Source organism: Shewanella marisflavi, assembly GCF_023283925.1.
GTDB classification, from domain to species: domain Bacteria; phylum Pseudomonadota; class Gammaproteobacteria; order Enterobacterales; family Shewanellaceae; genus Shewanella; species Shewanella marisflavi.
On sequence record NZ_JAKIKX010000003.1, the window covers coordinates 240,025 to 266,471 of the forward strand.

The 26,447-nt window shown below is 52.9% G+C and carries 26 protein-coding genes; 15 read left to right on the forward strand and 11 right to left on the reverse strand.

Annotation, left to right across the window (positions count from 1 at the left end; translation table 11 throughout):
• Position 1 precedes the first annotated feature (1 nt).
• The 6 genes from L2712_RS08650 (at position 2) to L2712_RS08675 (ending at position 6,725) form a co-directional block, all read left to right on the forward strand.
• Positions 2–238, forward strand: a complete 237-nt coding sequence (locus L2712_RS08650) for a hypothetical protein (protein WP_033539910.1) — start codon at positions 2–4, stop codon at positions 236–238.
• 65 nt (positions 239–303) lie between these two features.
• Positions 304–1,026 (forward strand): ABC transporter ATP-binding protein, encoded by a 723-nt coding sequence (locus tag L2712_RS08655; RefSeq protein ID WP_033539911.1) that lies wholly within the window; start codon positions 304–306, stop codon positions 1,024–1,026.
• A gap of 11 nt (positions 1,027–1,037) precedes the next feature.
• Positions 1,038–2,348 carry an ABC transporter permease gene (locus L2712_RS08660; RefSeq protein ID WP_248977524.1) on the forward strand — a complete coding sequence of 437 codons (1,311 nt, stop codon included), beginning with the start codon at positions 1,038–1,040 and terminating at the stop codon, positions 2,346–2,348.
• 10 nt (positions 2,349–2,358) lie between these two features.
• The gene (locus tag L2712_RS08665; protein ID WP_033539913.1) at positions 2,359–3,555 is read left to right on the forward strand and encodes an FtsX-like permease family protein; all 1,197 of its coding nucleotides are present in this window, start codon (positions 2,359–2,361) and stop codon (positions 3,553–3,555) included.
• A 384-nt stretch (positions 3,556–3,939) separates the two neighbouring features.
• Positions 3,940–5,364: a sigma-54-dependent transcriptional regulator gene (locus tag L2712_RS08670; RefSeq protein ID WP_248977668.1), complete on the forward strand. Its 1,425-nt coding sequence runs from the start codon at positions 3,940–3,942 to the stop codon at positions 5,362–5,364.
• The gene (locus L2712_RS08675; protein WP_248977525.1) at positions 5,361–6,725 is read left to right on the forward strand and encodes a sensor histidine kinase; all 1,365 of its coding nucleotides are present in this window, start codon (positions 5,361–5,363) and stop codon (positions 6,723–6,725) included. Before L2712_RS08670 ends, L2712_RS08675 begins: the two co-directional genes overlap by 4 nt.
• A 112-nt stretch (positions 6,726–6,837) precedes the next feature.
• On the opposite strand, the gene pyrC is transcribed toward L2712_RS08675, so the two are convergent.
• Positions 6,838–7,866 carry a dihydroorotase gene (gene pyrC, locus L2712_RS08680; RefSeq protein WP_088903877.1) on the reverse strand — a complete coding sequence of 343 codons (1,029 nt, stop codon included), beginning with the start codon at positions 7,864–7,866 and terminating at the stop codon, positions 6,838–6,840.
• Between the two features lie 259 nt (positions 7,867–8,125).
• Here pyrC and L2712_RS08685 point away from each other — a divergent pair, with 259 nt between their 5' ends.
• From L2712_RS08685 to L2712_RS08700, 4 genes are all read left to right on the forward strand, one after another.
• Positions 8,126–9,826, forward strand: coding sequence for an FAD-dependent oxidoreductase (locus L2712_RS08685; RefSeq protein WP_248977526.1), 1,701 nt, complete (start codon positions 8,126–8,128; stop codon positions 9,824–9,826).
• A 64-nt stretch (positions 9,827–9,890) separates the two neighbouring features.
• Positions 9,891–10,322: a YeeE/YedE family protein gene (locus L2712_RS08690; RefSeq protein WP_033539918.1), complete on the forward strand. Its 432-nt coding sequence runs from the start codon at positions 9,891–9,893 to the stop codon at positions 10,320–10,322.
• Positions 10,323–10,330: 8 nt separating this feature from the next.
• Positions 10,331–10,801 carry a DUF6691 family protein gene (locus L2712_RS08695; protein WP_248977527.1) on the forward strand — a complete coding sequence of 157 codons (471 nt, stop codon included), beginning with the start codon at positions 10,331–10,333 and terminating at the stop codon, positions 10,799–10,801.
• A gap of 202 nt (positions 10,802–11,003) precedes the next feature.
• Positions 11,004–12,323, forward strand: coding sequence for a diguanylate cyclase domain-containing protein (locus L2712_RS08700; protein ID WP_248977528.1), 1,320 nt, complete (start codon positions 11,004–11,006; stop codon positions 12,321–12,323).
• A 10-nt stretch (positions 12,324–12,333) separates the two neighbouring features.
• Here the strand turns inward: L2712_RS08700 and L2712_RS08705 are convergent, their stop codons facing one another.
• The 6 genes from L2712_RS08705 to yjjX all read right to left on the reverse strand — a co-directional run bounded on the left by L2712_RS08705 (position 12,334) and on the right by yjjX (position 17,854).
• Positions 12,334–13,080, reverse strand: coding sequence for a phosphatase PAP2 family protein (locus L2712_RS08705; RefSeq protein ID WP_248977529.1), 747 nt, complete (start codon positions 13,078–13,080; stop codon positions 12,334–12,336).
• A 124-nt stretch (positions 13,081–13,204) separates the two neighbouring features.
• Positions 13,205–13,648 (reverse strand): SufE family protein, encoded by a 444-nt coding sequence (locus L2712_RS08710; RefSeq protein ID WP_088903882.1) that lies wholly within the window; start codon positions 13,646–13,648, stop codon positions 13,205–13,207.
• Positions 13,649–13,690: 42 nt separating this feature from the next.
• Positions 13,691–14,902, reverse strand: a complete 1,212-nt coding sequence (locus L2712_RS08715) for an aminotransferase class V-fold PLP-dependent enzyme (RefSeq protein WP_248977530.1) — start codon at positions 14,900–14,902, stop codon at positions 13,691–13,693.
• A gap of 114 nt (positions 14,903–15,016) precedes the next feature.
• Positions 15,017–16,057 (reverse strand): NADP(H)-dependent aldo-keto reductase, encoded by a 1,041-nt coding sequence (locus L2712_RS08720; protein ID WP_033539922.1) that lies wholly within the window; start codon positions 16,055–16,057, stop codon positions 15,017–15,019.
• A gap of 123 nt (positions 16,058–16,180) precedes the next feature.
• Positions 16,181–17,149, reverse strand: coding sequence for a bifunctional helix-turn-helix transcriptional regulator/GNAT family N-acetyltransferase (locus L2712_RS08725; protein ID WP_081953840.1), 969 nt, complete (start codon positions 17,147–17,149; stop codon positions 16,181–16,183).
• Between the two features lie 132 nt (positions 17,150–17,281).
• Positions 17,282–17,854 carry an inosine/xanthosine triphosphatase gene (gene yjjX / locus L2712_RS08730; RefSeq protein ID WP_248977531.1) on the reverse strand — a complete coding sequence of 191 codons (573 nt, stop codon included), beginning with the start codon at positions 17,852–17,854 and terminating at the stop codon, positions 17,282–17,284.
• Positions 17,855–18,309: 455 nt separating this feature from the next.
• Between yjjX and L2712_RS08735 the strand changes: the two genes are divergently transcribed.
• Both L2712_RS08735 and L2712_RS08740 read left to right on the forward strand, forming a co-directional pair.
• Positions 18,310–19,581: a serine/threonine transporter gene (locus L2712_RS08735; protein WP_033539924.1), complete on the forward strand. Its 1,272-nt coding sequence runs from the start codon at positions 18,310–18,312 to the stop codon at positions 19,579–19,581.
• 55 nt (positions 19,582–19,636) lie between these two features.
• Positions 19,637–21,004: an L-serine ammonia-lyase gene (locus L2712_RS08740; protein ID WP_248977532.1), complete on the forward strand. Its 1,368-nt coding sequence runs from the start codon at positions 19,637–19,639 to the stop codon at positions 21,002–21,004.
• 63 nt (positions 21,005–21,067) lie between these two features.
• Here the strand turns inward: L2712_RS08740 and L2712_RS08745 are convergent, their stop codons facing one another.
• Complete coding sequence (locus L2712_RS08745) at positions 21,068–21,511, reverse strand: GNAT family N-acetyltransferase (protein WP_033539926.1); 444 nt, start codon at positions 21,509–21,511, stop codon at positions 21,068–21,070.
• Between the two features lie 142 nt (positions 21,512–21,653).
• Here L2712_RS08745 and L2712_RS08750 point away from each other — a divergent pair, with 142 nt between their 5' ends.
• Together L2712_RS08750 and L2712_RS08755 are read left to right on the forward strand one after the other, a co-directional pair.
• Positions 21,654–21,959 (forward strand): DUF4234 domain-containing protein, encoded by a 306-nt coding sequence (locus L2712_RS08750; protein WP_088903888.1) that lies wholly within the window; start codon positions 21,654–21,656, stop codon positions 21,957–21,959.
• Between the two features lie 136 nt (positions 21,960–22,095).
• Positions 22,096–23,403 carry a dicarboxylate/amino acid:cation symporter gene (locus L2712_RS08755; RefSeq protein WP_248977533.1) on the forward strand — a complete coding sequence of 436 codons (1,308 nt, stop codon included), beginning with the start codon at positions 22,096–22,098 and terminating at the stop codon, positions 23,401–23,403.
• Between the two features lie 59 nt (positions 23,404–23,462).
• Here the strand turns inward: L2712_RS08755 and L2712_RS08760 are convergent, their stop codons facing one another.
• Positions 23,463–23,876 carry an META domain-containing protein gene (locus L2712_RS08760; protein WP_033539929.1) on the reverse strand — a complete coding sequence of 138 codons (414 nt, stop codon included), beginning with the start codon at positions 23,874–23,876 and terminating at the stop codon, positions 23,463–23,465.
• A 164-nt stretch (positions 23,877–24,040) separates the two neighbouring features.
• On the opposite strand from L2712_RS08760, the gene L2712_RS08765 reads away from it, so the two are divergent.
• The gene (locus L2712_RS08765; RefSeq protein ID WP_248977534.1) at positions 24,041–24,250 is read left to right on the forward strand and encodes a hypothetical protein; all 210 of its coding nucleotides are present in this window, start codon (positions 24,041–24,043) and stop codon (positions 24,248–24,250) included.
• Here L2712_RS08765 and L2712_RS08770 read toward each other — a convergent pair.
• Complete coding sequence (locus L2712_RS08770; RefSeq protein ID WP_033539931.1) at positions 24,247–25,188, reverse strand: GGDEF domain-containing protein; 942 nt, start codon at positions 25,186–25,188, stop codon at positions 24,247–24,249. The genes L2712_RS08765 and L2712_RS08770 overlap by 4 nt on opposite strands.
• Positions 25,189–25,468: 280 nt before the next feature.
• The gene (locus L2712_RS08775) at positions 25,469–26,425 is read right to left on the reverse strand and encodes a GGDEF domain-containing protein (RefSeq protein WP_248977535.1); all 957 of its coding nucleotides are present in this window, start codon (positions 26,423–26,425) and stop codon (positions 25,469–25,471) included.
• Positions 26,426–26,447: the final 22 nt, after the last annotated feature.

The following is a 26,447-nucleotide window of genomic DNA, read 5'->3' on the forward strand; positions in this document are numbered from 1 at the left end:
GATGAAGACCCTGATATTAAAGCTTAATCCGCAGCAAGTCGTCTCAGGCCTGGCCTTATTGCTCCTGCTGGTGGCGACTCAGGTCTATACCCAGGATGCCTCAGACTGGTTCCTGCTTGGACTCAACATTTTAGAAGCGACCGGCATGCATGGTCAGGCCGTCGATACAAACCAACTTCCCGACGTCGCCAAGGTTGGCGGTGATCTCACTCAATGGTTATTGGCCCGATTGTCCTAAAGCATTTTGACATTGGTGCAATAACAAACTGAATAACGCGATACAAAAAATGAAGGAAACAACCCATGTTAACGATGAAAAATATCAACAAGGTGTTTAAAACGGATTTGGTGGAAACCCATGCGTTACGGGATTTCAATCTCGAGGTGAAAGAGGGCGAGTTTGTGGCCGTCACAGGGCCATCGGGATCAGGCAAAACGACCTTTCTCAATATTGCCGGCCTGTTAGAGGGCTTTACCCACGGTGAATATCATCTGGACGATGTCAACATCTCTAACCTGAGCGACAACAAGGCGGCAGCCATTCGCAACGAGAAGATAGGCTTTATCTTTCAGGGCTTTAACCTTATCCCGGATCTTAATCTGGCGGAGAATGTCGAGGTGCCATTGCGCTACCGCGGCTTTAGCGCCAAGGAGCGTCAGCGCCGGGTGAAGGCCGCGCTGGAGCAGGTGGGCCTGGGGGCGCGTATGAAGCATCTGCCGTCACAACTTTCCGGTGGTCAGCAGCAGCGTGTGGCGATTGCCCGCGCCCTGGCTGGCGAACCAAGATTTCTCCTCGCCGACGAGCCAACAGGTAACTTGGACAGCCTGATGGCTCGTCAGGTGATGGAGCTTTTAGAAGAGATCAATAAGGCGGGTACTACCATCATCATGGTGACCCATGATCCCGAGCTGGCGCGCCGCGCCCAGCGCAATATTCAGATCGTCGATGGTCAGGTGTGTGACTTTACCCTTTATCAGGGCGGTCAACCGCATCTGGTGGACTCGGCCGAAAAAGCCGCCAGCTAAGGAGAGTAAATATGTTTTTATATTACGTCGATCTGGCCTGGCGCAGTATCCGCAAGACACCGATTATGTCGCTGCTTATGGTGTTAGCCATCTCCGTAGGAATAGGCATCACCATCACAACGCTAAACGTTTACAGCATGATGGCCTATAACCCAGCGGGGGAGCGCTCCGAGCAGCTCAACGCGATTCAATTCTGGTCACAGGGACCGGACTCCTGGGATGATTTTCATCGCCTGATCACCTATCAGGATGCGATGAACCTGCGTAAAGATAATAAGGCTCCGGCTCAAGCGGCGATGTTTCGTAGCGGCATGGCGGTGCAGACAGATAACCCAGAGGTGTTGCCAAGGTTGCAAGGTATTAGAGTCACAGATGGTGATTTCTTCAAGATGTTTGAAGTGCCCTTTGTCTTTGGTAATCCTTGGGACAAGGAGGTGGATCTGAATCCCGCCTATCAGGCGGTGATCGGTGAGAAGCTCAACCAAAAATTGTTTGGCGGTGAGAATAGCGTGGGCAAAACCATCTACCTTAACCGTAAGCCCTATCAGGTGGTGGGGGTGATTGGCGACTGGAATCCTCAGCCTAAGTATTACGACCCCACCAGTGGCGCCTTTGCTAAATCGGAGCAGATCTTTGTTCCATTTTCCCTGGCGGCTAACGAGGAGTTCAGCATCTGGGGTAACTCATCTGGCTGGAAATATGAGCAGATGAACAACTATCAGGACAGGTTGAATTCGGAGAAGGTTTGGCTGGAGTTTTGGACCTATCTGCCGACGAGTGAAGATCGCGCCGCTTATAAGAGCTATCTCGCCAACTATGTGGAGCAGCAGAAGGCGTTGGGTCGTTTTACTGATAACAAGTCGCCTGAAGATTCCCTGCTTATGTCTGACGTCGCAGGCTGGTTGGAGCGCAGCCATGTGGTGCCGGAAGATAATAAGATATTGGTGGGGTTAAGCGCCCTGTTCCTCAGCGTCTGCCTGGTCAATATTCTCGGCCTGATGTTGACCAAGTTTCTTAAGCGTGCCCCCGAAGTGGGAGTCAGACGTGCCATCGGTGCCAGCCGTGCGCAAATCTTCTCTCAGTACATGGTGGAAGTAGGGGTTATCGGCCTGTTTGGTGGCCTGGTGGGGCTGTTGTGGGCCTGGGGTGCTCTTTATGCCCTGTCTGCGCGCTTTGGCGTTGCCGAGGGACTGACCCATCTCTCTATGAGTATGTGGCTGATCACTCCAGCTATCGCCGTGGGTACCGCACTGCTGGCCGGACTCTATCCTGCCTGGGTGGTGTGCCGCACTAAACCAAGCGTCTACTTGAAGAGCCAATAAGGGATTGAAAATGCTTAATATTAAACCAATTTTTAGCAGCTTGTTGCGCAGTAAGAGTGGCCCAGTATTGCTGTTTGTACAGATAGTCCTATCGGTGGCGATTGTCGCTAATGCCAGTTTCATCATTCATGAGCGTCTGCAGTTGATGCAGCGCGACTCTGGCATAGACGAAGAGCAGGTACTGACCTTTAGTGTGTTTAACTTCGATCCCAGCATAGATGGCGAACAGCAAAATAAGATCGATCAGCAGATTCTGCGCGCTTTGCCTAACGTAGAGGCGGCAACCTCCACCAACATGTTACCCCTGAGCGGCAGTGGTTGGTCGAGCACCCTCAATCTGGGGCCAGATCCTGAGACGGCCAAGTCAACGCCACAGTTTGCCATGTACCTGGGCACAGAGCATACCGTTAAGACGCTTGGGCTCAAGCTCGTCGAGGGGCGTAATTTCTACGCCGATGAGATCAATAAGAGCGTCAACGATCCCGGTAAGCTGGCGATCATCTCCAAGGCATTGGGTGAGGCGGTATGGCCGGGTGAGTCGGCCATCGGTAAGTTGCTCTATGTCGATGATGAGCAGCTTGAGGTGGTTGGCGTAGTGGAGAAGTTTCAGGGCGCCTGGGTCGACAGCGACGAGCTTGAATACAGTGTGATCCACAACGTCGACTTTGCGGGCTATAGCTATATGGTGCGTGCGGAGCCCAGTCAGCATGAGGCGTTGCAGGATGCCATCACCAAGGCGTTGATGAAGGAGAATCCTAACCGAGTGATCGACGATTTTCAGTCTGTCGCCGAAGTGAAGAAGCGCTCCTACAGAGATCACGAGCTGATGATTACCGTGCTCTCTATGATGGTGGTCCTGTTGCTGTTGATAACCAGCCTGGGCCTGACAGGTATGGTGATGTTCAATATCCAGCGCCGAACCAAGCAGATAGGCACTCGTCGCGCTCTGGGAGCGACCAAGGGAGATATCTTGAGCCTCTTCCTAGTGGAGAACTACCTCATCTGTCTCTCGGGTGGGATATTAGGCGCTAGTCTGGCGGTACTGCTGGGGCAGCAGTTGATGAAGTACTATGATCTGCCGCAGCTCAACCTCCTCTACCCGGTACTGACGGTAGTGGGTATGTTGCTGGTGACCACGGTTGCCGTAGTATTGCCGGCACGCAAGGCGGCGAACATCTCGCCGGCCATGGCGACCCGCAGCGTCTAACACAAGAATGTTAACCCAAGGTCGTTAACCACAGACTCACCGGACGCGTTTGCCCTTTTCATCGGCGGCGCTTTCGGTTAGTTTGTTGTTTTTATGTGTAAAAGGCTTAGGGTCTGTTTATCTTTCAGGTTTAATTTATGTTCAATCTAAACGCATTTTTCTCAAGGCATGCGCAATGCGGCATAGCAGCTCTATGTTAATTGCGTATAACACAGAGCAGGAGGCGTTTAGATGAACCCCTTGGGCAGCGTTTGTAGGTCATTTCTACGGCGTTCTCGCCAGTTAGAGTAGAACAACTATAGGATACAGGTTTTGTCTGGTATCAATCACAGACAAACGGCTGCAGAAACAAACAGGAAAGGTCAACAGACCCTATTAGAAGATATGGATACGATTCTCATCGTCGATGACAACCAGGCAGTTTGCAGCGCGCTTTCTTTGATGCTGGAACTCAATGGATTTAAGACCCTAAGTTGTTTCTCGCCGGACGAAGCCCTGACGTTGGTGGCCGAGCAGGAGATCGCCCTGGTGATCCAGGACATGAACTTCACCCAGGACACCACCTCAGGCGAAGAGGGCAAGCGCCTGTTCTACGACATTCGCGCCTGTCAGCCCCAGCTGCCCATCATACTCCTGACCGCCTGGACTCAACTGGAGCTGGCGGTGGAGCTGGTAAAAGAGGGCGCCGCCGACTACATGGGCAAGCCTTGGGATGATGATAAGCTGCTTAACAGCGTCAACAACCTGATATCCCTTCACGCCCTGTCGCGGCAAAACTCGCAGCTGGCGCGCTCCGAGCATCAGCGGATGTCGGCGATAAAGGATGCCGATCTCTGCGGCATCGTCTTCGGTAGCGGCGCCATGCAGCGCTGCATCGATCTGGCGCTGCAGATCGCCAAATCCGACGTGTCAGTGTTAATCACAGGGCCCAACGGTGCCGGTAAGGATAAGCTGGCGGACATACTGCACGCTAACTCGCCCCTTAAGCATAAGCCCTTCATCAAGGTGAATATAGGCGCGCTACCTATGGAGCTGCTGGAGGCAGAGCTGTTTGGCGCTGAGGCGGGCGCCTTTACCGGCGCCAATAAGACGCGTATTGGCCGTTTCGAGGCCGCCGACGGTGGCACCCTGTTTCTCGATGAGATAGGCAATCTGCCACTGTCTGGACAGGTGAAATTGCTGCGTGTGTTGCAGACCGGCGAGTTCGAGCGTCTGGGCAGCCATCAGACCCGCAAGGTCAAGGTGCGGGTGATCAGCGCTACCAATGCGGATCTCGCCGATGATATTGCCAGCGGTCGTTTCCGTGAGGATCTCTTCTATCGCCTCAATGTGATCGAACTGACCCTGCCGCCCCTTAATCAGCGTCAGGATGATATTTTGCCCCTGGTGAATCACTTCATCGGTCAGGACTTTAGCCTGAGTAAGCCCACCCAACAGGCGTTAGTCAGCTATCCTTGGCCGGGCAATGTGCGCGAACTGGAGAATGCCTGTAAGCGAGCGGTGATCCTGGCCGCCAGCCCCACACTGACCATGGCCGACTTTGGTTTGAAGCCTGTGAGCGGCGAGCAACCTGTGGCGGCATTCAACAAGGCGCCGCAGGCGAATCCCTCTGCTGTTAGCCAAGCGCAAACCGCTACTGCTGAAGGTGCACCTGATGTGGCTGAGACCAGCCGCAGCGAGCCTACCGAAGCCGATATCGAGCAGGCTCTGGCAGAGCATAACGGGGTGATCGCCCGTGTGGCCAAGTCGCTGGGCTTAAGTCGTCAGGCGCTCTATCGCCGCATGGAAAAATTTGGGATCGAGAAATGATCCTGACGCTGCGCACTAAGCTTATCTGGGGCAATGTGATAGCCAGTCAATTGGCGATAGGCCTGTTTGCTTTGCTGTTAGTAAAACTGGTACCTGAGTTGTCGCAGAGCCTGACCCTAGGGTCTGTGCTGACTGCTATGCTGCTGGCTGGTGCCTTGGTTTGGCTCTTGACCCGCTGGTTGACCCAAGGGCTATCCACCAGTCTCAAGGCGCTGGAGGTTGGACTGCTTAACATCAAAGACAATGATTTCAGCGTCAATATTCCCGAGAGCGGCGACAGTCAGCTTAAGGCGTTGTCGCGTTTGTTTAACGAGTCGGCGGCGGTACTTCGCCGCGAGCGTCAGTATATCTATCAGCGTGAGCTGCTGCTGGACAAGGTGATCCAAAGTTCTCCCAATGTGATGGTATTGCTCGATGATCGCCAGCGCATCATCTATGCCAACGACGCCGCCCGTCATCTGTTTGCCAAGGGAGCCAGGATCGAAGGGGGCATGCTAGATGAGCTGCTAAGTGGCGTCAGTGAAGAGCTGGCGAGCGCAGTTAATAATCCCAAGGGTGGCTTGTTTACACTCGCAAGCCTAGATGAGGGCGGCGAAGATGAGACCTGGCATCTCTCTCGCGGGCGCTTTCTGCTCAATGGTCAGTATCATCATCTTATCCTGCTTAAGCAGATGACCCGGGAGCTAAACCGTCAGGAGGTGGCGGTGTGGAAGAAGGTTATCCGCATCATCAGCCATGAGCTCAACAACTCGGTGGCGCCTATCGCCTCTATGGTGAATTCGGGGCGCAAGCTCACCGCGCCGCTTGATGACCCTAAGCTTAAGCTTATCTTCGATACCATAGAGGACAGAACTACCCACCTGAGTCAGTTTATCTTCAACTATGCCCGTTTTGCTAAACTGCCTCTGCCCAAGCGTAGCGAGGTGGATTGGCACAAGCTGGTGGCTCAGTTGGCGGAGCATTTTGGTTTTACCTTAGTGGGCGAACTGCCCCGGCGCTGCGGTTACTTTGACCTTATTCAGCTGGAACAGGTGTTGTTGAATTTGCTGAAAAATGCCCACGAGTCAGGCTCGAAGGAGGAGGCGATCACCTTGAGTGTTAATGAGCAGCATCTGGCCGATGGCAGTGACGGGGTGAATATCGAGATAGCCGATGAGGGCAGTGGTATGTCGCCGGAGGTATTAACCCAGGCGCTGCTACCTTTTTACTCCACCAAGCACTCTGGCACCGGACTAGGCTTGGCCTTGTGCAGGGAGATCATCGAGGCCCATGATGGTCGCATCAGTTTGCATAATCGTGAGCAGAAGGGGTTAGTGGTGCGCATCTGGCTACCCTATGATTTAACCCAGTCTCAGGCTTAGCCTCAACTTGGAACTCAGCCAAGCGCTTAAATAAGACTAACTGAAACAGAAAGTTAAGATAAAAAAAACACCGCCATCGGGCGGTGTTTTTTATTGGCGAGATGAGCAATGATTAGGCTTCAACCTGCCATTCTATGGTTTCACCAGCGCGGATCGGCACGACGCCTGTGTCACCCAGTGGATAAGTGGCTGGCACTTCCCAGCTTTGCTTGACCAGAGTGATGGTGTCTGTGTTGCGCGGTAGGCCGTAGAAGTCCGGGCCGTTGAAGCTGGCAAAGGCTTCTAATTTGTCCAGAGCATTCACTGACTCGAACGCCTCGGCATAAAGCTCAATGGCGGCATGAGCCGTGTAGGAACCCGCACAGCCACAGGCGGCTTCTTTACGATCTTTGGCGTGTGGCGCCGAATCGGTGCCCAGGAAGAACTTCTTGCTGCCGCTCGCTGCCGCCGCCAGCAGTGCCTGCTGGTGGGTGTTGCGCTTGAGAATAGGCAGACAGTAGAAGTGAGGACGAATACCGCCGGCCAACATATGGTTGCGGTTATAAAGCAGGTGGTGAGCCGTGATAGTCGCGGCCACATTGTCAGGCGCGCCCATGACGAAATCCACCGCATCTTTGGTGGTGATATGTTCCAGCACTATCTTAAGTGACGGGAAGTCGGCAACTACCTGCTTGAGGGTATTGTTGATAAAGGTGGCTTCGCGGTCGAAGATGTCGATGCTCGAATCTGTTACCTCACCGTGGACCAAGAACAGCATGCCCACTTCCTGCATCGCCTCGAGTACTGGGTAGATGTTCTTCACATCTGTCACACCCGAGTCGGAGTTAGTCGTGGCGCCCGCAGGATAGAGCTTGGCGGCAACCACCTTCCCTGAGGCCTTGGCAGCTCGGATATCGTCAGCCGTAGTGTTGTCGGTCAGGTAGAGCACCATCAGAGGTTCGAAATTGGTGGTGCAGACCGCTTTGATGCGCTCATAGTAGGCCAGCGCCGAGTCGACATTGGTGGCCGGAGGCACCAGGTTTGGCATGATGATGGCGCGGCCCATGTAACGGCCAGTGTCTCTTACGGTATCGGCCAGCACGTCACCATCGCGTAGGTGTACATGCCAGTCATCGGGGCGGGTAATGGTTATTTTGGTCATCGAGGTATCTTTCTTTTGCGTAGAGTGGCTGGATCTTATGTGGCTAAGGTAAGCCTGTAAAGGGCTATCTTCGCCAAATATACCTGTGTGACTTGGCTTTTAGTGTGACAAATTTTTGCAATTGATTGTCGGTGATGCCACCGAGATCACTGTTTTTATTATTCACTTAGATTTTTCTAATAAAAGGAATTTGCATGTATTGGCGAATGTAATACACTCTCGGCCAAGGTCTGATTTGTGCAGTAGGAGAAGCATTGAGATGAAGAAGATACTGATCATAGGCGGCGTCGCGGGTGGCGCATCGGCGGCGGCAAGGGCGCGCAGACTCAGCGAAACCGCCGAAATCATCATGTTTGAGCGCGGTGAGTATGTGTCATTTGCCAACTGTGGTCTGCCCTATCATATCAGTGGCGAAATCGCTAAGCGCAGCGCCCTTGTGCTGCAGACTCCGGAAAGCTTTAAAGCCAGATTTAACGTTGATGTACGTGTGATGCATGAGGTGGTTGCTATCGATCGCGCCGCTAAGTTAGTAACCGTCAGACGTCTGAGTGATGGCAGCGAATATCAGGAAAGTTATGATGCCTTGCTGCTCAGCCCTGGTGCGGCGCCTATCGTGCCGCCAATCCCTGGCATAGACAACCCGTTAACCCATTCGCTGCGCAATATTCCCGATATGGATCGCATTCTGCAAACGATCCAGATGAACAATGTCGAACACGCTACGGTTGTTGGTGGTGGTTTTATTGGCCTGGAGATGATGGAGTCCCTGCATTATCTAGGTATTAAGACCACACTGCTGGAGCTGGCACCTCAGGTGATGACCCCTGTTGACCGTGAGATGGCGGGCTTTGTCCATCAGGCGATCCGCGAGCAAGGTGTTGATCTGCGCCTGGATACGGCGTTGAAAGAAGTCAATTATCAGGCGCAAACTCACGTGGCGAGCGACGCCGCCGGTGAAGAGACCGCCCATCAGCATCTAAAGGGACGCCTTAACCTCACCTTGAGCAACGGCGAGACGCTAGATACAGATCTGTTGATCATGGCCATTGGTGTGCGCCCCGAGACGCAGCTAGCCCGCGATGCGGGACTGGAGATTGGTGAGCTTGGTGGTATCGCGGTGAACACCATGATGCAGACCAGCGACCCCGCTATCTATGCGGTGGGCGATGCCGTCGAGGAGCAAGATTTCGTTACCGGTCAGGCTTGCCTGGTACCCTTGGCGGGCCCGGCAAATCGTCAGGGCCGCATGGCCGCCGACAACATGTTTGGCCGCCAGGAGCATTATCAGGGCACTCAGGGGACGGCGATCTGTAAGGTGTTCGATCTGGCCGTTGCTGCCACCGGCAAGAATGAGAAACAGCTTAAACAGGCTGACATCGCCTATGAGAAGGTCTATGTGCACACAGCCAGCCACGCCAGTTACTATCCTGGCGCCGAGGTAGTCTCTTTCAAACTGCTGTTCGATCCCGTTAAGGGTACCATCTTAGGGGCTCAGGCCGTGGGCAAAGATGGTATCGATAAGCGCATCGATGTGATGGCGGTTGCCCAACGCGCCGGCATGACGGTTGAGCAGCTTCAGCACCTGGAGCTGAGCTATGCACCGCCATACGGCAGTGCCAAGGATGTCCTCAATCAGGCCGCTTTTGTGGCCAGCAACATCATCAAGGGTGATGCCACACCGATTCATTTCGATCAGATAGATGATCTCAGTGATGATCAACTGCTGCTGGATGTGCGTAACCCTGGCGAGCTTAAAAATGGTGGCTTCGAGGGCGCGGTTAATATTCCGGTGGACGAGCTGCGCGATCGCATGCATGAGCTGCCTAAAGACAAGGAGATAGTGATCTTCTGTCAGGTAGGGCTGCGGGGTAATGTGGCCTATCGTCAGCTGGTCAACAATGGCTATCGGGCGCGTAACCTCATCGGCGGTTATCGCACCTACAAGTTTGCCACTCTTTAAATTTTCACCAGAGGGTCGAATGGCCCTCTCGCTTTCTTTTCGCGACAGATGAAAGAGGTACTCGATGTTTTCATCACTCGCTATCGCCTTGTGCGGTGGTCTATTGATTGGCTTGGCGGCAAGCCTGCTTTTGGTCGTTAACGGCCGAATCGCCGGTATTAGCGGCATCATATATGGCGCCCTGTGGCGCCGCGAGTCTAAGTCCATATTGGGCTGGCAAGTTTATTTTCTCGCAGGGCTGGTGTTAAGCGGCCTGTTGCTGGCCGCGCCACTTAAGGAGTGGCTGGCGATTGAACCTGTGGTCTTGAGTGCCGGGGGGATCGCCTTGCCGACCCTACTGCTGGCAGGTTTGCTAGTGGGCATAGGCAGTTCTCTGGGCAACGGCTGCACCAGCGGTCATTGCATCTGCGGCATCGGCCGTTTGTCGCCGCGCTCCATTGCCGCGTCGCTGGTGTTCATGTTGGTGGGCATAGCTGCCGCCGTGTTGCTGAACTAGGGGGCGATATGCGTAATTTAATTGCTTTACTCTCGGGCCTATTGTTTGGTGCCGGTCTACTGCTCTCGGGCCTTGCCGATCCTGCTAAGGTGCTGGGCTTTTTGGATGTCAGCTTGATCGCGAGTGGTCAGTGGGACCCCAGCTTAATGTTGGTGATGGGCGGTTCCCTTAGTGTCTATCTGCCCGTTTATCTCTTGTGGGTCAAACCCAGAATGGCCCAAAAGTTAGGTCCTGTGCTGGATAGTCATTATCAGGTGCCAAACAAGACACGTATCGATGGTCCTCTGGTGGTGGGTGCTGGGCTATTTGGCCTGGGCTGGGGCATGTTAGGTATCTGTCCGGGCCCAGCTGTGGTGAATCTCTCCAGTTTCGATCCCTTGGCGTTGGCCTTCATGGCGGCGATGATCTTAGGCGCCTATTTAGGTCGCCTGCTTCAACGCCTACAACAGCGCAGAATGCAGACACAGGTCGAGGCTTAACTTACTTATTTTAGTGCGAAAGTACTTGGCAGCGCCTGGCTTTGATGCTTAGCTAATAGTGATTGATGGGGAGCGATGTTCGCGTCTCATTCTGGCCTTCACTTGACGAGTGTTGAGGCCGAACTGTTTAGGAGGCGCTGATGCATCGATATCGATTTCCCCATTGTATTCTCTCCCTTGAGGCAAGCCAGGTACGCTAAATATGGCTATGATGGGGCTGAGCTTACTGATACTCCTGGCGCTGTGCGTGCTGGTGTTTCTCTTGCTGCGAAGACGCAGCTGGGAGCCATTAAGCTTTGAAACCTTAGCCTCCCAACTGGATGACGGTGTTATCCTTATCGATGCTAAGGGCAGTATTCTTGCCCATAATGCCCTGGCGGTGAGCTTGATGCAGGAGGAGGCGACCGATCTTAGGGGCAAGTCGCTGGCCTTGTGGCTTAAAGATTCTAATGGGGCACAACTGCGACAGATTGACGATCGTCAGTTGGGGACCAGTTTGAATCTGGGGCGTGAGTTCTTAAGTTTTACCCGCCTGAGCCAAGAGGCGCGCGGCCAGCTACTCATAGTGCGTCACCACTCCCTAGAGCAGGATATTCGTCAGGATATTACCCGTTATCATCACAGTCAGTATTTTGCCCAAATAGGCACCTGGGACTGGGACGTTGGCACAGATACCCTCTATTGGTCCGATGCTATCTATGGCATCTTCGGCTACAAATTGGGGGAGGTCACCCCAAGTTATGAGTTCTTCTATTCTCGAGTTCACCCTGAGGACCGCGAAAAGGTTAGGGCGGGCGAAGAGCGCTGTATTGCTACCGGTGAGAATCACGACGAGGAGTACCGTATCCTCTGGCCTGACGGCTCGGTGCGCTGGGTGCGCGAGACGGGTAACCTGGTGAAAGACAGCGAAGGGGAATTGCTTAAGATGGTGGGTGTGGTGCGCGATATCACACAGGATAAGGCGCTGCACAACAAGCTTGAGCAGATGGCACATCAGGATCCTTTGACCGGCTTACCCAATCGTTTACAGCTCGAACAGCATCTGGCACAGGCGATAGCGCGAGCGAGTCAAATCAAGTCGCGAGTGGTGCTTATCTTTATCGACCTCAATAACTTTAAACAGATTAACGACACCCTTGGCCATCAGGCAGGCGATCGTGTCTTGATGACGGCAGCCGAAAGGTTAAAAACCTGGCAGCGGCCAGAGGATCTGGTGGCGCGTATTGGTGGTGATGAGTTTGTCATCATGGTGCCAGATCTGCCTCTGGAGGCGATGCTTGAACAGGAGATCTCAGCACTTGCTAAAGGACTGTTTGAAGGCTTTGGTGAACCCCTCTTGCAGACAGGAAAGGGGATTCAAGCCAGCTTAGGTTTTGCCGTTTATCCCGATCATGCCAGCAATATGGACGCCCTGCTGCATGTGGCCGATCAGGCGATGTATGTCGCCAAGGGGCGTGGGGATGACCAGTACCATCTGGGGCCGGATCTTCGTGCCGATCTCGGCCACCGTCTGGCGCGCTAACGCTTCCTCATCAGCGGCTAAGAGCCTCCAGCGCCTGACATGTCTGGTTCTGGTCGCGCTTGCGGCGCAAAAATAAGCCGTAATACCAGCTCATTGCCGAGCACCAAGCGATCGCCAAACTCCACACGTCGTGTGATAGAAAATGTGCGCCTCTGAGCTGCTGCGCCACGCCAAAGATAACCCCCAGCCCAAGCCCAAAGCCCAGCCCCAACCAGCGATAGCGCGGCGCGTAGCTAAGGGCAAAGAAGTAGAGTGCTACCCAGGCATAGCCGCCGCTAGAGTGACCCGCCGGAAAGCATTGCCCAGGCGAGTTGGCATCAACCTTAGGTGAAAACAGCGAAAAGTAATCGGCTGCTCCCCCGAATATCTTCAGATGCCAGGGGCAGTCTAGGTGAATAAAAGACTTACCGAGTCTGACCAATATCACGCTGCTGAGCACGCTCATCAAGAGAAAGATCAATCCTCGGCGATAGTATGCCAGGGTGGCTTTTTTGCTGCTCAGGGCGAGCAGACTAATGACTATGACTCCTAGCAAGATCACCAGATCGCGGCCTCCGACATGGATCAGTTTTTCTGTCAGCCAGGCGCTGCGTAGCGGCCAGCCATCGATACCGCCTTCGAGGTGAAACAGCCATTGGCTGAGGGCGAGGTCGATATGAAACAGTTCGATCAGCATGACAGCCAGGATAAACAGCATGCCGGGTACTAGAAGATGTTGGCGCCAAAAGGCGGTAGAGGTTTGCGTGTCTGCTGACATATAGATTGCCCCATTGGCACCTCGGTTGAGGTGCTAAATCAAAACAAAGTGCTGGGGACAAGTCTATGGGTAAGGGCGTGAATATTATGTCAACAAGCGCTACCTAAGGAGCAAGGCTGAGGAGTTAGTTGGCGGCCGCCTTGATCGCCTGTGCCAGCGCCAGTACGCCATTGGTTCGCGATGGGCTTAGCTGACCACTGAGTCCCAACTGCTCGAAATAGGCGTCAAGATCCAGGGCTGCGATGCTGGCCTTATCTTGCCCATGCGTAACGGTCAGCAGCAGGGCGATCAGTCCCTTGACGATACGGGCGTCGCTGTCCGCCAGGTAGTAATGTTTGCCGTCAATCTCTCTGTGATAGAGCCAGGCGTTGCTCTCGCAGCCTCTGACTTGGGCCGAGGGTTGCCGTAAAGCCTCGTCCAGAGACGGTAGGCGTTTGCCCAGCAACATCAGGGCGCGGTAGCGCTCCTGCCAGTTTGCCGCCTGGGTGAAGTTTGGCAGTATCTCCTGGGGATCCAGTTCGAGGCGGGTAAAGGCCTCTGGTTCTGGGCTTAAGGGGGTATCACTCATCTAGGACTCATCTTCGTCAGTTGTGGCGCGAGTTAGCGTCAATTAAAGCAAAAGGTCTTTTACCGATTGTAGCGCCTCGATAAAGCGATTTATATCTTCATCGCTGGAATAGACGCCGAGCGAGGCACGGCAGCAGCCTGAAAGGCCCAGTGTTTGCATCAGCGGCATGGCGCAGTGATGACCGCAGCGAACGGCGATCCCTTGTTGATCCAACAAGATCCCTACATCCTGGTGATGTTCGCCGGTGAGGTTAAAGGCTACCGCGCCGACATTGTCTTCGTGGGCGCCATAGAGGGTGATCCCGCCGAGGGCGTTTAGCTCGGCCTGCAGGCGTTTGAGCAGTACCTGTTCATGGGCCCTGATTTCAGCCCTTGGCAGCGACTGAAGAAAGTCGATAGCGGCGCCCAGGCCAATCACCTCGGCGATGGGCGGCGTACCCGCCTCGAGACGATTAGGCAGTATATTAAATGTGGTGCCCTCGAAGCTGACCTGTTTGATCATCTCGCCGCCGGTAAGCAGGGGCTCGAGTTTGTCTAGCTGATCAAAGCGGCCATATAAGATGCCAACGCCGGTCGGGCCATACATCTTATGGCCCGAGAAGAGGTAGAAGTCGCAGTCGATGGACTGTACATCCACCTCAAGATGGGCGATCGCCTGGGCGCCATCGATAAGGGTCAGAGCGCCAACCGCCTTGGCCTGGCTGACCATCTCGGCTACTGGGTTAACCGTGCCCAGCACGTTGGAAACATGGCTCAGGGCAACGATACGCGGCTGACGTTTGAGCAACTCACGGTAGGCCGTTTGATCCAGACGTGCGTCATGGGTCAGTGGGATGGGGACGATTTCGGCGCCGGTTTGCTTGGCCAGCATCTGCCAGGGAACGATATTGGCATGATGGGCGGCGTTGTCGATCAGAATCAGATCTTGCGGTTTTAATTGGGATGCTAACCCTTGGGCGACCAGGTTGATCCCTTCTGTGGTGCCATGGGTGAAGATGATCTCTTCTCTTCTGGCGGCATGAATAAAGTGTTGAACCTGGCTGCGCACCGCCTCATATTGGCTGGTGGCTCGGGCGGATAGCTGATGGGCGGCGCGATGCACATTGGCATTATCTTGGGCGTAATAGCGGGTCATGGCGTCGATCACCCCTTGGGGTTTCTGACTGGTCGCGGCCGTGTCCAGATACACCAGGGGATAGTCGCCGAGTGTCTGGCTGAGGGCAGGAAACTGACTGCGCAGCTGGCTAAATTCCATCAATTGGGTCCGTTGCGTGGTTCAAACAAAAAAGGCGCTCAGATCTTGGGAGATCTCAGCGCCTATTGCAAGTTGCATTTCGCCTTTTAGGGCTGGCTAGGTCCAAAACCCCTTTTAAGGGCAGGGGATACGGTAGATGCTCGCCAGCTCGTCGATTCTTCCTAGCAGTTCATCGCTCAGGCTAACCGAGGCGCTGTCGATATTCTCTTTGAGCTGCTCGAGGTTGGTCGCCCCTATGATGTTGCTGCCCACGAAGCGGCGGCCGTTAACGAAGGCCAGGGCCATCTGCGCCGGACTCAGGTTAAATTCCCGTGCCAGCTCGACATAGGCCTGGGTGGCATCTAAGGCCATCTGCGAGCCTGTATAGCGGGCGAAGCGCTTGAACAGGGTGAGTCTGGCTCCATCTGGCCATTGGCCGTTTAGGTATTTACCACTCAGGGCGCCAAACGCCAGCGGTGAGTAGGCCAACAGAGGTAACTCTTCGCGATGAGCGATCTCTGCCATACCCACTTCAAAGCTGCGATTGAGCAGGTTGTAGGGGTTCTGCACGCTGATGATGCGCGGCAGGCCATGTTTTTCCGCCAATTGCAGATACTTCATCAATCCCCAAGGGGTCTCGTTAGACACCCCTATGTAGCGGATCTTACCCGCCTTGATCAGATCGGCCAGGGCCTCGAGAGTATCGACTATGGGGGTGAGCTTCTCCTGGTCATCTTGCTGGTAGAAGAGCTCGCCGAAGAAGTTGGTATTGCGATCGGGCCAGTGCAGTTGATAGAGATCTATGGTTTCAATCTGCAGACGCTCTAAGGAGTCGTTGACCGCCTGATGTATGTTGCGCCAGTCCAGCGCCATGTTTTGACGAATATAGTCGCTCTTACCGCCTGGCGCGGCCACCTTAGTGGCGATCACTAAATTGTCGCGATTGCCACGTGCCTTGAGGTAGTTGCCAAGTATGCGCTCGGTTTCGCCCTGGGTTTCCGCCTTGGGAGGCACAGGGTACATTTCGGCGGTATCGATAAAGTTGATGCCTTGTCCGATGGCGTAGTCGAGCTGTTCGAAGGCCTCAGCCTGGGTATTCTGTTCACCCCAGGTCATGGTGCCCAGGCTAATTTTACTGACGTCTAAGCTGGAATGGGGGAGTCTAGTATAGTCCATTCAAATCTCCAGAATGCGCAAGGATTACCTTTGAGGCTAGCAAGCTTTTTTAGGAAACACTAGATAAATTAACTCATCGTGAAGTAACAAAATATCTCGATGATTTAATTGTAATTTCTCTGGTTAAAGTTTGAGCAGCATAGGCATTTCGCAGGCATCGTGACCCGTGTTACCAAGGGGAGCATCCAGATGTTCGAATCCCAGTTTTTCATATAGCTTAACCGCCTCATGCAAACAGGCGGTAGTTTCAAGATAGCAGAGGCTAAATCCCTGGCGTCTGGCAAACTCAAAGGCCTGCAGCGCCATGCGCTTAGCGAAGCCCTTACCTCTGAGCTTGGGGTCGAAATACATTTTCTGCAGTTCGCAGATCTCACTATGGCCGGGTAGGGGAGCGATACCGACGCCGCCCATCACCAAGCCCTTATAGTCCACTACCCAGTAGTGCGCCTTGTCGCCTTGGTAGACGCTGTAGAGATCGTCCAGGGTGGGATCGGCGACGCTATAGCCTTTGTCTGGGGTTAAACCATATTCGGCAGAAACGTTACGGATCACCCGGGCAATATGGCGGTTATCTTGTTCTTCAAGGCTTCTGATCTCATAGCCTTGCTGGGCGTTCGCCAGCTCTATGGCCCGGGTATATTGGCTGAGGCTGGCTTCGAGCTGGGCGATCTGCTCAAGTGAAAGCTGGGCCAGGATCTCCTGGTACATCTTGTTTTGTTGCTCATTTAAGCGGGTGAGCTGACGTTTGCCCTGAGGGGTCAGCTGGCACAGAGAGCTACGGCTGTCTCTGGGGTTGTTACGGCTCTTGGCAAAGCCCTTTTCGCATAGCTGGCTGACGGCACGGCTGGCGTTGGACTTGTCGATATTCAGCGCCAGCGCCAACTGCTTTATTGAAAGCTCCTGGGAGTCGAGTTCAATCAAGGCGTGGGCCTGCACCGGTGATAGTGGTAGATCACCGCAGGCTGAGTTGAGCATGCCAAGCTGCCTTACCAACAGCCTGGAGAGGCTGCGCAATGAAGAGCAAGTCTGCGGCAGTTCTATAGTCTGTGTGGGAGCTGAATCATCGAGTGTCGAAGGACAAAGTTGAGACATTGTGGCGATCCGAGTGTGCTATTTAGTTGCGGTTTACATCTAACTTAGTCGCCTAAATTTAGAAATGCAAGTTTTTGCTAATGTAGAGTATTTAAGCAGACGCAAGCTGTCGGCGTCTGCTGTTCACTTGGCTTATGCGAAGAGTTCTGGATTGAGTATTGGGGCCATCGCCAGCACGATCGCCTGGGTGTAGACACTCTCTCTGCTGGCCCTACCTTGGGTAAACAGGCCGATGGCACCGCCTTTTTGTTTGATATTGACCGTGTTGAACAACCTGTCCATCACATCGCCCAGCTCTTCACCGGCCACCAGTGCCTGATAGACCTTGCCCGGCAGTGGTAATTGGGCACTACGTCCTATGCTCAGCTCATTGTTGTGAATGATAGCCATATAGGCATAGGTTGCCGCGCCATGGTCGAACAGATCTACGCCGCCCTCCATCGCAATATAGAGGTCGGCCTTTAGCTGCTCATTCTCCTGCCCCACCTCTGCACAGTAGCGGGCGCGGTTGATGGCGCCTTCGCGGGTCTCTTCATCTGTCATCGGCTGCGGCGCAACTCCGGAAGGCGCATGTATTCCCTGGCAGCGGATCTCAGCATCGGGAAACAGCAGCGAGAGCGCCTGACGTGCGGCACCAATTTTGACTGGGTTGGTTGAGCCAACCGTGATGCAGATGGTGGATTGATGGGTTAACGCACAGAGCATGGGGTATTCCAAAAGTGAATGAAACGACAGGGTGCTATTTTGCCACAAAGTAACATTTGATGCATGGCTGTGGCGAGTCGGTGGCAAGGGGAGATGCTTAACCTATTGAGTCGGGTCTATAGGGCTGATGACCCGTTTCTAATGGGGTTGCGTAAGAGGTCGCTCTAAATACCGTCTGGTGAACAATTGTAAAAAGGGTAGCGCGGATGTGAGCTTTTGGTTCGCTTTGGTTATCGCTAGATTGCTTTTGTGAAAATTTACAACGGAATAATTTGGGCCTAGTTCACAAACTCGGTTTATTCTGAAATTTCATTACAAAATGAGGCGCCAGATCAATTTATCTCGGGGTCGCTGCTATATGCTGAGCGCGAATTTTAGTCGTACTCGCCGGGTTGAAAGCTTGCTCGGCGGGGCGTCGAAACACTCGAATGCTAAAGCATCGATAAGGTCAATTTATGCAAAACGAAGCGACAATCTCTGACGTTAATGTTACCCAGCGCCCTGGCTGGACACGTAATGACACTACCTGGATGTTGAGTCTATTTGGCACCGCAGTGGGTGCAGGTATTTTGTTTCTGCCAATTAATGCCGGCATGGGGGGATTTTGGCCCTTGGTATTGATGGCGTTGATCATCGGCCCTATGACCTACCTGGCCCATAGAGGTTTATCTCGTTTCGTCTGTTCTTCTCAACGACAGGGCAGCGATATTACCCATGTCGTAGAGGAGTATTTTGGTGTCGGCGCCGGTAAGGCGATCACCTTACTCTATTTCTTTGCCATCTATCCCATAGTGTTGATCTACGGTGTGGGAATTACTAATACCGTCGACAGTTTTATCGTTAACCAGTTGGGAATGGCCTCACCGCCACGCTTCCTGTTATCGGGTATTCTGGTACTGGGTATGATGTCTGTGATGGTGTCTGGTGAGAAATTTATGCTTAAGGTCACCCAGCTGCTGGTCTATCCGCTGGTGGGGATCCTGGCCTTTATGTCTCTCTATCTGATCCCAAGTTGGAAGATGGACGCCCTGATGGAAGTGCCTGCGACAGGCGAGTTTCTGGGCACAGTGTGGTTGACCATCCCAGTGTTGGTGTTTGCCTTTAACCACTCGCCGGCGATCTCTCAGTTCTCGGTATCACTCAAGAAGCAGTATGGTAATCAAGCCGCTAAGAAGGCCGATGTGATTTTGCGTAACACCAGCATGATGTTGGTGGGTTTCGTGATGCTGTTTGTCTTCTCATGCGTGCTGTCATTAAGCCCGGCGCAGCTGGCCGAAGCCAAGTCTCAAAATCTGCCGATCCTCTCTTATCTGGCCAACGTGCATGCCAGTGGTTTTGTAAGCTATTTTGGCCCCATCATTGCCGTGATCGCTATTGTCTCCTCTTTCTTTGGCCACTATCTGGGTGCCACAGAAGGTCTTAAGGGGATCATCACTAAGCAGCTGCGTAGCAGTAAGAAAGATCTCTCCGATGCCAAGATCGACAAGTTTATTTTGGGCTTTATGTTCCTGACTATCTGGGGTGTCGCGGTGATCAACCCCAGCATCTTGGGCATGATTGAAGCTCTGGGTGGCCCTATTATTGCCGCCATTCTTTACCTTATGCCTATGTATGCGGTTTATAAGGTGCCTGCGCTGAAGGCTTATCGTGGCCGTATCAGCAACATCTTGGTGATCCTCGCAGGTCTGCTGGCAATGACCGCCATACTGTTTGGCATGCTCTCTTAATTAGCTCTCATCTGCGCGGTGTTTTGGCACCGCGCGATTGATGGTGGAAACAACTATGGTTAGCGCATTTGATATTTTTAAGATAGGTGTGGGTCCCTCCAGCTCACACACTGTCGGGCCGATGAAGGCCGCCAAAGGTTTTGTTGACGACCTGCGTCAGCGTGGAGAATTGCTGAATATTACCAGCGTCAAGGTCGACATTTATGGCTCCCTGTCGCTGACGGGTAAAGGGCACCATACCGATAGCGCCATCATCATGGGGCTGGCGGGTAACAGCCCTGAGACAGTGGATATCGATCTGACTCCTGAATTTATTCGCCAGGTGGCAATGACCTCTTGTTTGCCGCTGGGCAGCGAAGGTCACGGGGTGGATTTCCCACCCGAGGCCGTGGTGTTTCACTCCGAGGCGCTGGCACTGCATGAAAACGGCATGACGTTAAGCGCTTTTGTTGGTCAGCTGTGTGTCTATAAAAAGACTTACTATTCCATTGGCGGTGGCTTTATTGTCGATGAAGAGCACTTTGGCCTGACGGCGGCTAACGAAGTGATCTTGCCTTACCCCTTCGCCGATGCGAGCGAGCTGTTGGCGCTGTGCCAAGAGACAGGCATGAGCATCAGTGCCATCATGATGGCGAACGAGAAGGTGCTGCATAGTGAGGCTCATATTGCCGAAGGCTTCGAGGCGATTTGGCTAACCATGAAGGAGGCCATAGAGCGAGGTTGTCAGACCGAAGGTGTGTTGGCCGGTCCGTTAAGAGTACCACGTCGCGCCCCCGCGCTCTTTCGTCAGCTGGTGAGCAATGAACGTCTGTCGTCTGATCCCATGATGATCGTCGATTGGATCAATATGTTTGCTCTGGCGGTAAGCGAAGAAAATGCCGCTGGTGGCCGGGTGGTGACCTCTCCTACCAACGGCGCTGCGGGGATCATTCCTGCGGTGCTGGCTTATTTCGATAAGTTTATCCAGCCAGTGGGGCCGAAGGAGTACACTCGCTACTTCCTCGCCGCCGCAGCGATTGGTGGTTTGTATAAACGTAACGCCTCTATTTCTGGTGCCGAAGTGGGGTGCCAGGGCGAGGTGGGAGTGGCTTGTTCTATGGCCGCTGCCGGGTTGGCGGAGCTGATGGGCGGAAATCCGGCTCAGGTCTGTATCGCCGCCGAGATAGGTATGGAGCACAACCTGGGGCTGACCTGTGACCCGGTTGCCGGGCAGGTGCAGGTACCTTGTATCGAGCGCAACGCGATTGCCTCGGTGAAGGCGATTAACTCGGCCCGTATGGCGATGCGTCGTAACAGTGAGCCTAAGGTGAGCCTGGATAAGGTGATCGCGACTATGTATGAAACCGGTAAAGATATGCATGTGAAATACCGGGAAACCAGTCAGGGCGGCCTGGCGATTAAGGTGACCAGTATTTGTGCCTAAGCCAAATACTTACCAGAATAAAAAAACGCCCGTCAGGGCGTTTTTTTATTGGGATGAATGGACCTACTTTTCCTCATACATCAGGTAGTAGCTCTGTTTCATGCCTAGGGCCTCATAGGTCTGCTGCGCCTTGCTGTTCTCTTGCTCCACATAGAGCCTGAAGCTGGCTGCGCCGCCGTTTTCTTCGGCGATCTTCTTAACGGATTGATACAGTTTGGCGTAGATCCCCTGACGACGGTTTTGCGGGCGGATATAGACGCTCTGGATCCAGTAGTAATCTTTGGCGCGCCAGTCGCTCCATTCAAAAGTGACCATGAGCGAGCCTAAGATCTCGCCTGCTTCTTCAGCCACCAAGTAAAACCCCCGGGCAGGGTTTTCCAGAAGTGTCTGTACCCCTTGGGTCAGCGTGGCTTGGTCTAGCTCAAGGCCTTCGGTTTCGTTGGCCATGGCCTGATTAAATTGCACCAGTGCGTTGAGATCAGATTGTTGGCCTTTTCTTATTTGCATTATCGCCTCCTTCAAATTTGGCCATACTCTAGCATGCTTCATGGCTAAGCCAAGGCAGAATTTTTTCGATTGGCTCTTAGACTAAAGTCTAACTCTGCTATGCTTTTAAGATGGGTCAGCTAAGTGGCTATGGGGTGGGGAAATGAGTGATTCTGAACAGCAAAATGTTAATAAACTCAATCCAAATCAGCGGGATAAGTTGGAGCTTAGTCGAGAACAGGAAGCGGTAAGTCACCTGCTACATTTTCTGCTTACCTTGGCGACCTTTGGCCTGTGGGGATTGGTGTGGTGGTACTTAATTCTGAAAGCTCAGGGAAAAGCTGAGCAGCTGTTTCATGGCTTTGACGATGCCTATTGGAGCCATCTTATCGAGCGTGAGCAGCCTCCCGCCGCCTTACATACCTTCAGGGTCGATGCGAAACAGGAATCTGTCTATTTCGAGGCCTGATGGGCTCTCCCTTGATGTGAATCACAGCATATTACGCTTTTATCTGCTATCATCGCCGTCCAATTTGCGTCTGCGTCACGCGCGTCTTTCATGACGGCGGCAAGGGCTATCACTCTCGCGATTCAAGGTTATTAACATGCGTCAACAATCCCCTTCTTGGCTAGGCCGTGCCTGGTCTGGCTGGATGTCTGTGCCTCTTTGGCTACAAATCCTTATCGGTATGCTGCTGGGTATCTGCACTGGCCTGGGCCTGGGCGAACAAGCCGTAGTGCTTAAGCCCATAGGTACGCTTTTTGTCAACACCATCAAGATGTTGATCGTCCCCTTAGTGTTCTGCTCCCTCATAGTGGGGGTCACCTCTATGCAGGATACTGCCAAGATGGGCCGCATCGGTTTTAAGTCGTTTGCCTTCTATCTGGGTACTACCTCTATCGCCATCACGTTAGGTCTGGCCGTGGGCTACATCATGCAGCCTGGTGCTGGTCTGGGAATGACCTCGGAGGTGGCCAGTGGCGCAGTAAAAGAGGTGCCTTCTATCATGGAGACACTGATCAATATCGTACCCACCAATCCGATTGCCGCCCTGGCCAGTGGTCAGATTTTGCAGGTGATCGTCTTTGCCGTTGCCTTAGGGATCGCCCTGGTATTGATTGGCGATCATGGTAAGCCGGCAATCAAGGTGTTTGAGAGCCTGGCTGAGGCGATGTACAAGCTGACCGATATGATCATGAAACTGGCACCTTATGGGGTGTTTGGTCTCATGGCCTGGGTGGCTGGCCAATACGGCGTGGATATGTTGATGCCGCTGATTAAGGTGATCCTGGCAGTCTACATCGGCTGTGCCCTGCATATTATCGGCTTCTATAGCTTAGTGCTGACCTTTGTTGCCAAGCTTAATCCTATGCAGTTTTTCAAGGGCATTCGCAGCGCATTGGCGGTGGCTTACACCACCTCAAGCAGCGCAGGTACCCTGCCTGCCAGTATGAAGTGCGCCAGCGAGTCCTTGGGGGTCAATAAGAAGATCTCCAGTTTCGTGTTGCCTCTAGGCACTACGATTAACATGGACGGTACCGCATTATATCAAGGGGTCACGGCGCTATTTGTGGCTCAGGCCTTCGGTATCGATCTGACCTGGGTCGACTATATCACCATTATATTGACAGCGACCCTGGCCTCTATTGGCACCGCGGGTGTGCCTGGTGCCGGTCTGGTGATGTTGACGCTGGTGTTAACCACGGTTGGTTTACCGCTGGAAGGGGTCGCTATTATCGCGGGTATCGACCGTATCTTGGATATGGCACGTACCGTAGTAAACGTCTCCGGTGACCTAGTCGCCACCACAGTGATCGCCAAATCGGAAGACGAGCTGAATCTGGAACACTATAACGCCGATGCCGAGCTTAGTCAGGTGATGGCCGATCAGCTGGACAAACAAGCGAGTTAATAAATTGGAATAATAAAAAACCGCCGAAATGGCGGTTTTTTATTGCAGGCAGATAAGGATTATTGCTTGCTGAGTACCAGCACTGTGTTGCCGTCGGCGTCGCTGAGCAGCAGCTTACCTTTGGTTAATGTACCTTGAGTCACCATAGACATAGACTGCATCACCTTTTGCTCTTGCTGCATCAAGGCGTCAACACAGGCTTTCATGGTGTTGCCAGCGGGGGAGAGGGTTAAGCTGCGACCATCGAGTTGGTATTGACCGAAAAACTGATTGCAGCTGTTGTTGCCGCTGAGTGCACCATCTGCGGCGAAGACCAGCTGCGCCGGACTATAGTCGATCACTGGTTTGCCTTGGGTGGCTTCGATGTGCCAGGTGCCTAGAATATCAAGATCTTCGTTGTCGAGAATGGAGACACTTTGACAGGCTGATAAACCGAGTAGTGCGGTTGCGATAAAAATACACTTTTTAAACATGGGAGAGATTCCAAAACAGCGAGAAGAATATTTTGACAAGCTTAAGGCCAATTAAAAAGCCCTTTTTAGGGTTTTTCCATGATATTTTGTTCATGGTAAGCTGCTTCTGCTGTCGTTAAGATAAGGCCGACATCTTTGTGTCGAACAAGAGGAAAGATAAAGTGATGATGACCGGATTGAAAATTGCTCACTGGTTAGGCTTGATCATGGTGCTGGCGGGGCTGGGGATCTATGGTCTTACTCAGTGGACTGAGCAGATCCAAGGGATTCTGCTCGTTTCTAGCTTGATCGGGCTGGGACTCGTAATGATGTCACCTTTCCCCATCGTAATGTTTATTCAATGGGCAAAGGCGCAGGAGTCTGACCAGGCCTAAGCCGTGTAGTTCTTTTGCTGGCGAATCACACTGGCCTGTAGGTTCTGCCTTGCGGCTTCTACCATAGGTTCTATCGCCAAATGGGTGTTAGGCGTGAAGAAACTGACACCGATCGCGATCTCAGCTTTTATCTCCTCTTTGGCAATCTGCTTGAGTAATCTCTTCGTCAAGGCATCCAGATTGGCCTGGTTATCGACAAAGGCCAAAATAGCAAACAGTCCATCCTCGATGCGGGCAGATACGTCGGCGTCACGCATATTATGATGAATCACCCGCGCCAGCTGCCTTAGTCCCTGACTCTGTTCTAATGTCCCTTTGTACTGGGTCAGATCCTGAAGCAATACGATACCCGCGTGAGAACCGAAGCGGCGACTCAGGCTTAGCTGCCTTGGTGCCATCAGGTTAAAGCCATAGGGGTTGAGCATGCAGGTAAGATCGTCCTGTACCGACATCATCTGGATCTGCTGCATTAAAAACAGATGCTTAAGTTCAGACTGGATCAGCGCCTTGCTGTTTTCCAGTAACGGCAATAAGCGCCTAAAATGTTTGGTGCGTTGGCTGTCACAGATCAATATGACGCCGAAAGGTTGACCATCTGACCAGTATAGAGGCAAGGCAAGTAGCTGTGAAAATTGCGCTAAGTGGCTTTTACTGTCTTGGCTGCTGGTGAACTGCAGCAGACCATAACCCGTGTGGGCGCTCAGCGCCTGGGTCAGGCTGGCATCGTGAAATAGAGTGCCGGCGTAGAGGTTGAGATCGGTATCTTGGCGACTACAGACAACCTGGTATTCGCCTTCGATATGTTGCAGGACGATACAGGCCTTAGACTGATAAAATTCGTTAAGTAGATCAACTTGTTGCTGCCAACGTGGTAGTGTAATGGCAGGATGCCCAGATTCTCTGAGCCAAAGGCTGGTTTCGGCGCATTGTAGTAGCATAGTATTGCTCTCTTATTGTTATTATTAAATTGCATAACTCGCTAGGTGCGGTGCGTCAAACGAAAGTCTGACAGCACAAACTGTTTACATCATACTCAAAAATCATATGTTGTGAGAATGTAAATTTTCAAATTTGCGAACAAAATCTGCTTTTTATCTCCTTTAAGTACAATTTAACCTGTCATTTGTTCGGTTTCTCAGGCTTTGTGCAGACAGTGAAACTGCTAACGACACCTATACCCAAATCGACACAAAGAGCCCTAAAGCTAAATAACAGGGCTTATTTTACTTGCACCTCATCTTGAGTTGTTTGCTGTGATTTTAGCTGCTGTTTAGCTTGTTCCAACATGGGCGCTAACTTGGCCGAGGAGTCGGGAGAGAAGAAGGAGTGGCCAGCGTCGAGCTTTAGCCTATCGTTTTGCTGTAGCAGTAACTTTTCGACCCTGCGGCTGATATGGTTCAGATCTCGTTCTGCGTCGACAAATACCAGCACAACAAATTGGCTATGGCTGTAATGGGCGGCGATATCGGCAGTCCGTATGGTGTCTTGAATGATGTTGCCCAGCAATCGAATGTGTTTGTCTTCTATCTTGTCGATCAGCGGTGGGTTGGGATAAAGCTCGAAAAATAAGATGCCGGCATGGGCGCCAAAACGTCGGCCTAAGTTGAGCTGGCGGGGGGCCATCATGATAAATCCATAATGGTTTAACATGCCGGTATCGCGATCGCGCATCGATAGTGACTCTATGCGCTGACTTTGGCACAGGAGTGCCAGATCTTGTTGCAGCAGGATCTGGAAGGGTTCCAGCATAAAGGCATTGGCGTTGGCCGTTTCGCTATTAGCCGGGTTGACTACAACGAGGCAACCAAAGATGGTACCGTCTGGCCAAAGGATTGGGCGTGATAGCAGATTGCTGGCGGTGGCGAGATCCTTAGGCAGTTCGGCATTGGATTCCTGGCTCAGGCTGATGCTCACCCCTTCTGGCTGACTGTTGGACATCCGGGTGAAAATATCAAACTTTTCATTGTATAAGGTGCCGGAGATGAACTTACGAGTGTCGTTAATGGAGCTGACGATGACCTCAAAACCCAGGTCAGTCTGCTGGGCGACAAAGGCGACGTCGGCTTCGAAGTAACGCTTCATCAGCTCACATTGATGCATCCACCTGACTAAGTTGATTTGTGTATTATCGTTTTCAAGTATACTCACACCCGTATGAATGTTTTCCGGCAGCATGATCGACCCTAAGCTATTGGTG

Coding starts and splice junctions, on each gene's coding strand:
- pyrC (WP_088903877.1), bottom strand. CDS start 7,866: ATGACCAAAATAACCATTACCCGCCCCGATGACTGGCATGTACACCTA.
- L2712_RS08770 (WP_033539931.1), bottom strand. CDS start 25,188: ATGCTACTACAATGCGCCGAAACCAGCCTTTGGCTCAGAGAATCTGGG.
- L2712_RS08650 (WP_033539910.1), top strand. CDS start 2: ATGAAGACCCTGATATTAAAGCTTAATCCGCAGCAAGTCGTCTCAGGC.
- L2712_RS08745 (WP_033539926.1), bottom strand. CDS start 21,511: ATGCAAATAAGAAAAGGCCAACAATCTGATCTCAACGCACTGGTGCAA.
- L2712_RS08750 (WP_088903888.1), top strand. CDS start 21,654: ATGAGTGATTCTGAACAGCAAAATGTTAATAAACTCAATCCAAATCAG.
- L2712_RS08760 (WP_033539929.1), bottom strand. CDS start 23,876: ATGTTTAAAAAGTGTATTTTTATCGCAACCGCACTACTCGGTTTATCA.
- L2712_RS08740 (WP_248977532.1), top strand. CDS start 19,637: ATGGTTAGCGCATTTGATATTTTTAAGATAGGTGTGGGTCCCTCCAGC.
- L2712_RS08765 (WP_248977534.1), top strand. CDS start 24,041: ATGATGACCGGATTGAAAATTGCTCACTGGTTAGGCTTGATCATGGTG.
- L2712_RS08670 (WP_248977668.1), top strand. CDS start 3,940: ATGGATACGATTCTCATCGTCGATGACAACCAGGCAGTTTGCAGCGCG.
- L2712_RS08665 (WP_033539913.1), top strand. CDS start 2,359: ATGCTTAATATTAAACCAATTTTTAGCAGCTTGTTGCGCAGTAAGAGT.
- L2712_RS08700 (WP_248977528.1), top strand. CDS start 11,004: ATGGCTATGATGGGGCTGAGCTTACTGATACTCCTGGCGCTGTGCGTG.
- yjjX (WP_248977531.1), bottom strand. CDS start 17,854: ATGCTCTGTGCGTTAACCCATCAATCCACCATCTGCATCACGGTTGGC.
- L2712_RS08735 (WP_033539924.1), top strand. CDS start 18,310: ATGCAAAACGAAGCGACAATCTCTGACGTTAATGTTACCCAGCGCCCT.
- L2712_RS08720 (WP_033539922.1), bottom strand. CDS start 16,057: ATGGACTATACTAGACTCCCCCATTCCAGCTTAGACGTCAGTAAAATT.
- L2712_RS08695 (WP_248977527.1), top strand. CDS start 10,331: ATGCGTAATTTAATTGCTTTACTCTCGGGCCTATTGTTTGGTGCCGGT.
- L2712_RS08685 (WP_248977526.1), top strand. CDS start 8,126: ATGAAGAAGATACTGATCATAGGCGGCGTCGCGGGTGGCGCATCGGCG.
- L2712_RS08775 (WP_248977535.1), bottom strand. CDS start 26,425: ATGCTGCCGGAAAACATTCATACGGGTGTGAGTATACTTGAAAACGAT.
- L2712_RS08725 (WP_081953840.1), bottom strand. CDS start 17,149: ATGTCTCAACTTTGTCCTTCGACACTCGATGATTCAGCTCCCACACAG.
- L2712_RS08715 (WP_248977530.1), bottom strand. CDS start 14,902: ATGGAATTTAGCCAGCTGCGCAGTCAGTTTCCTGCCCTCAGCCAGACA.
- L2712_RS08660 (WP_248977524.1), top strand. CDS start 1,038: ATGTTTTTATATTACGTCGATCTGGCCTGGCGCAGTATCCGCAAGACA.
- L2712_RS08705 (WP_248977529.1), bottom strand. CDS start 13,080: ATGTCAGCAGACACGCAAACCTCTACCGCCTTTTGGCGCCAACATCTT.
- L2712_RS08655 (WP_033539911.1), top strand. CDS start 304: ATGTTAACGATGAAAAATATCAACAAGGTGTTTAAAACGGATTTGGTG.
- L2712_RS08755 (WP_248977533.1), top strand. CDS start 22,096: ATGCGTCAACAATCCCCTTCTTGGCTAGGCCGTGCCTGGTCTGGCTGG.
- L2712_RS08675 (WP_248977525.1), top strand. CDS start 5,361: ATGATCCTGACGCTGCGCACTAAGCTTATCTGGGGCAATGTGATAGCC.
- L2712_RS08710 (WP_088903882.1), bottom strand. CDS start 13,648: ATGAGTGATACCCCCTTAAGCCCAGAACCAGAGGCCTTTACCCGCCTC.
- L2712_RS08690 (WP_033539918.1), top strand. CDS start 9,891: ATGTTTTCATCACTCGCTATCGCCTTGTGCGGTGGTCTATTGATTGGC.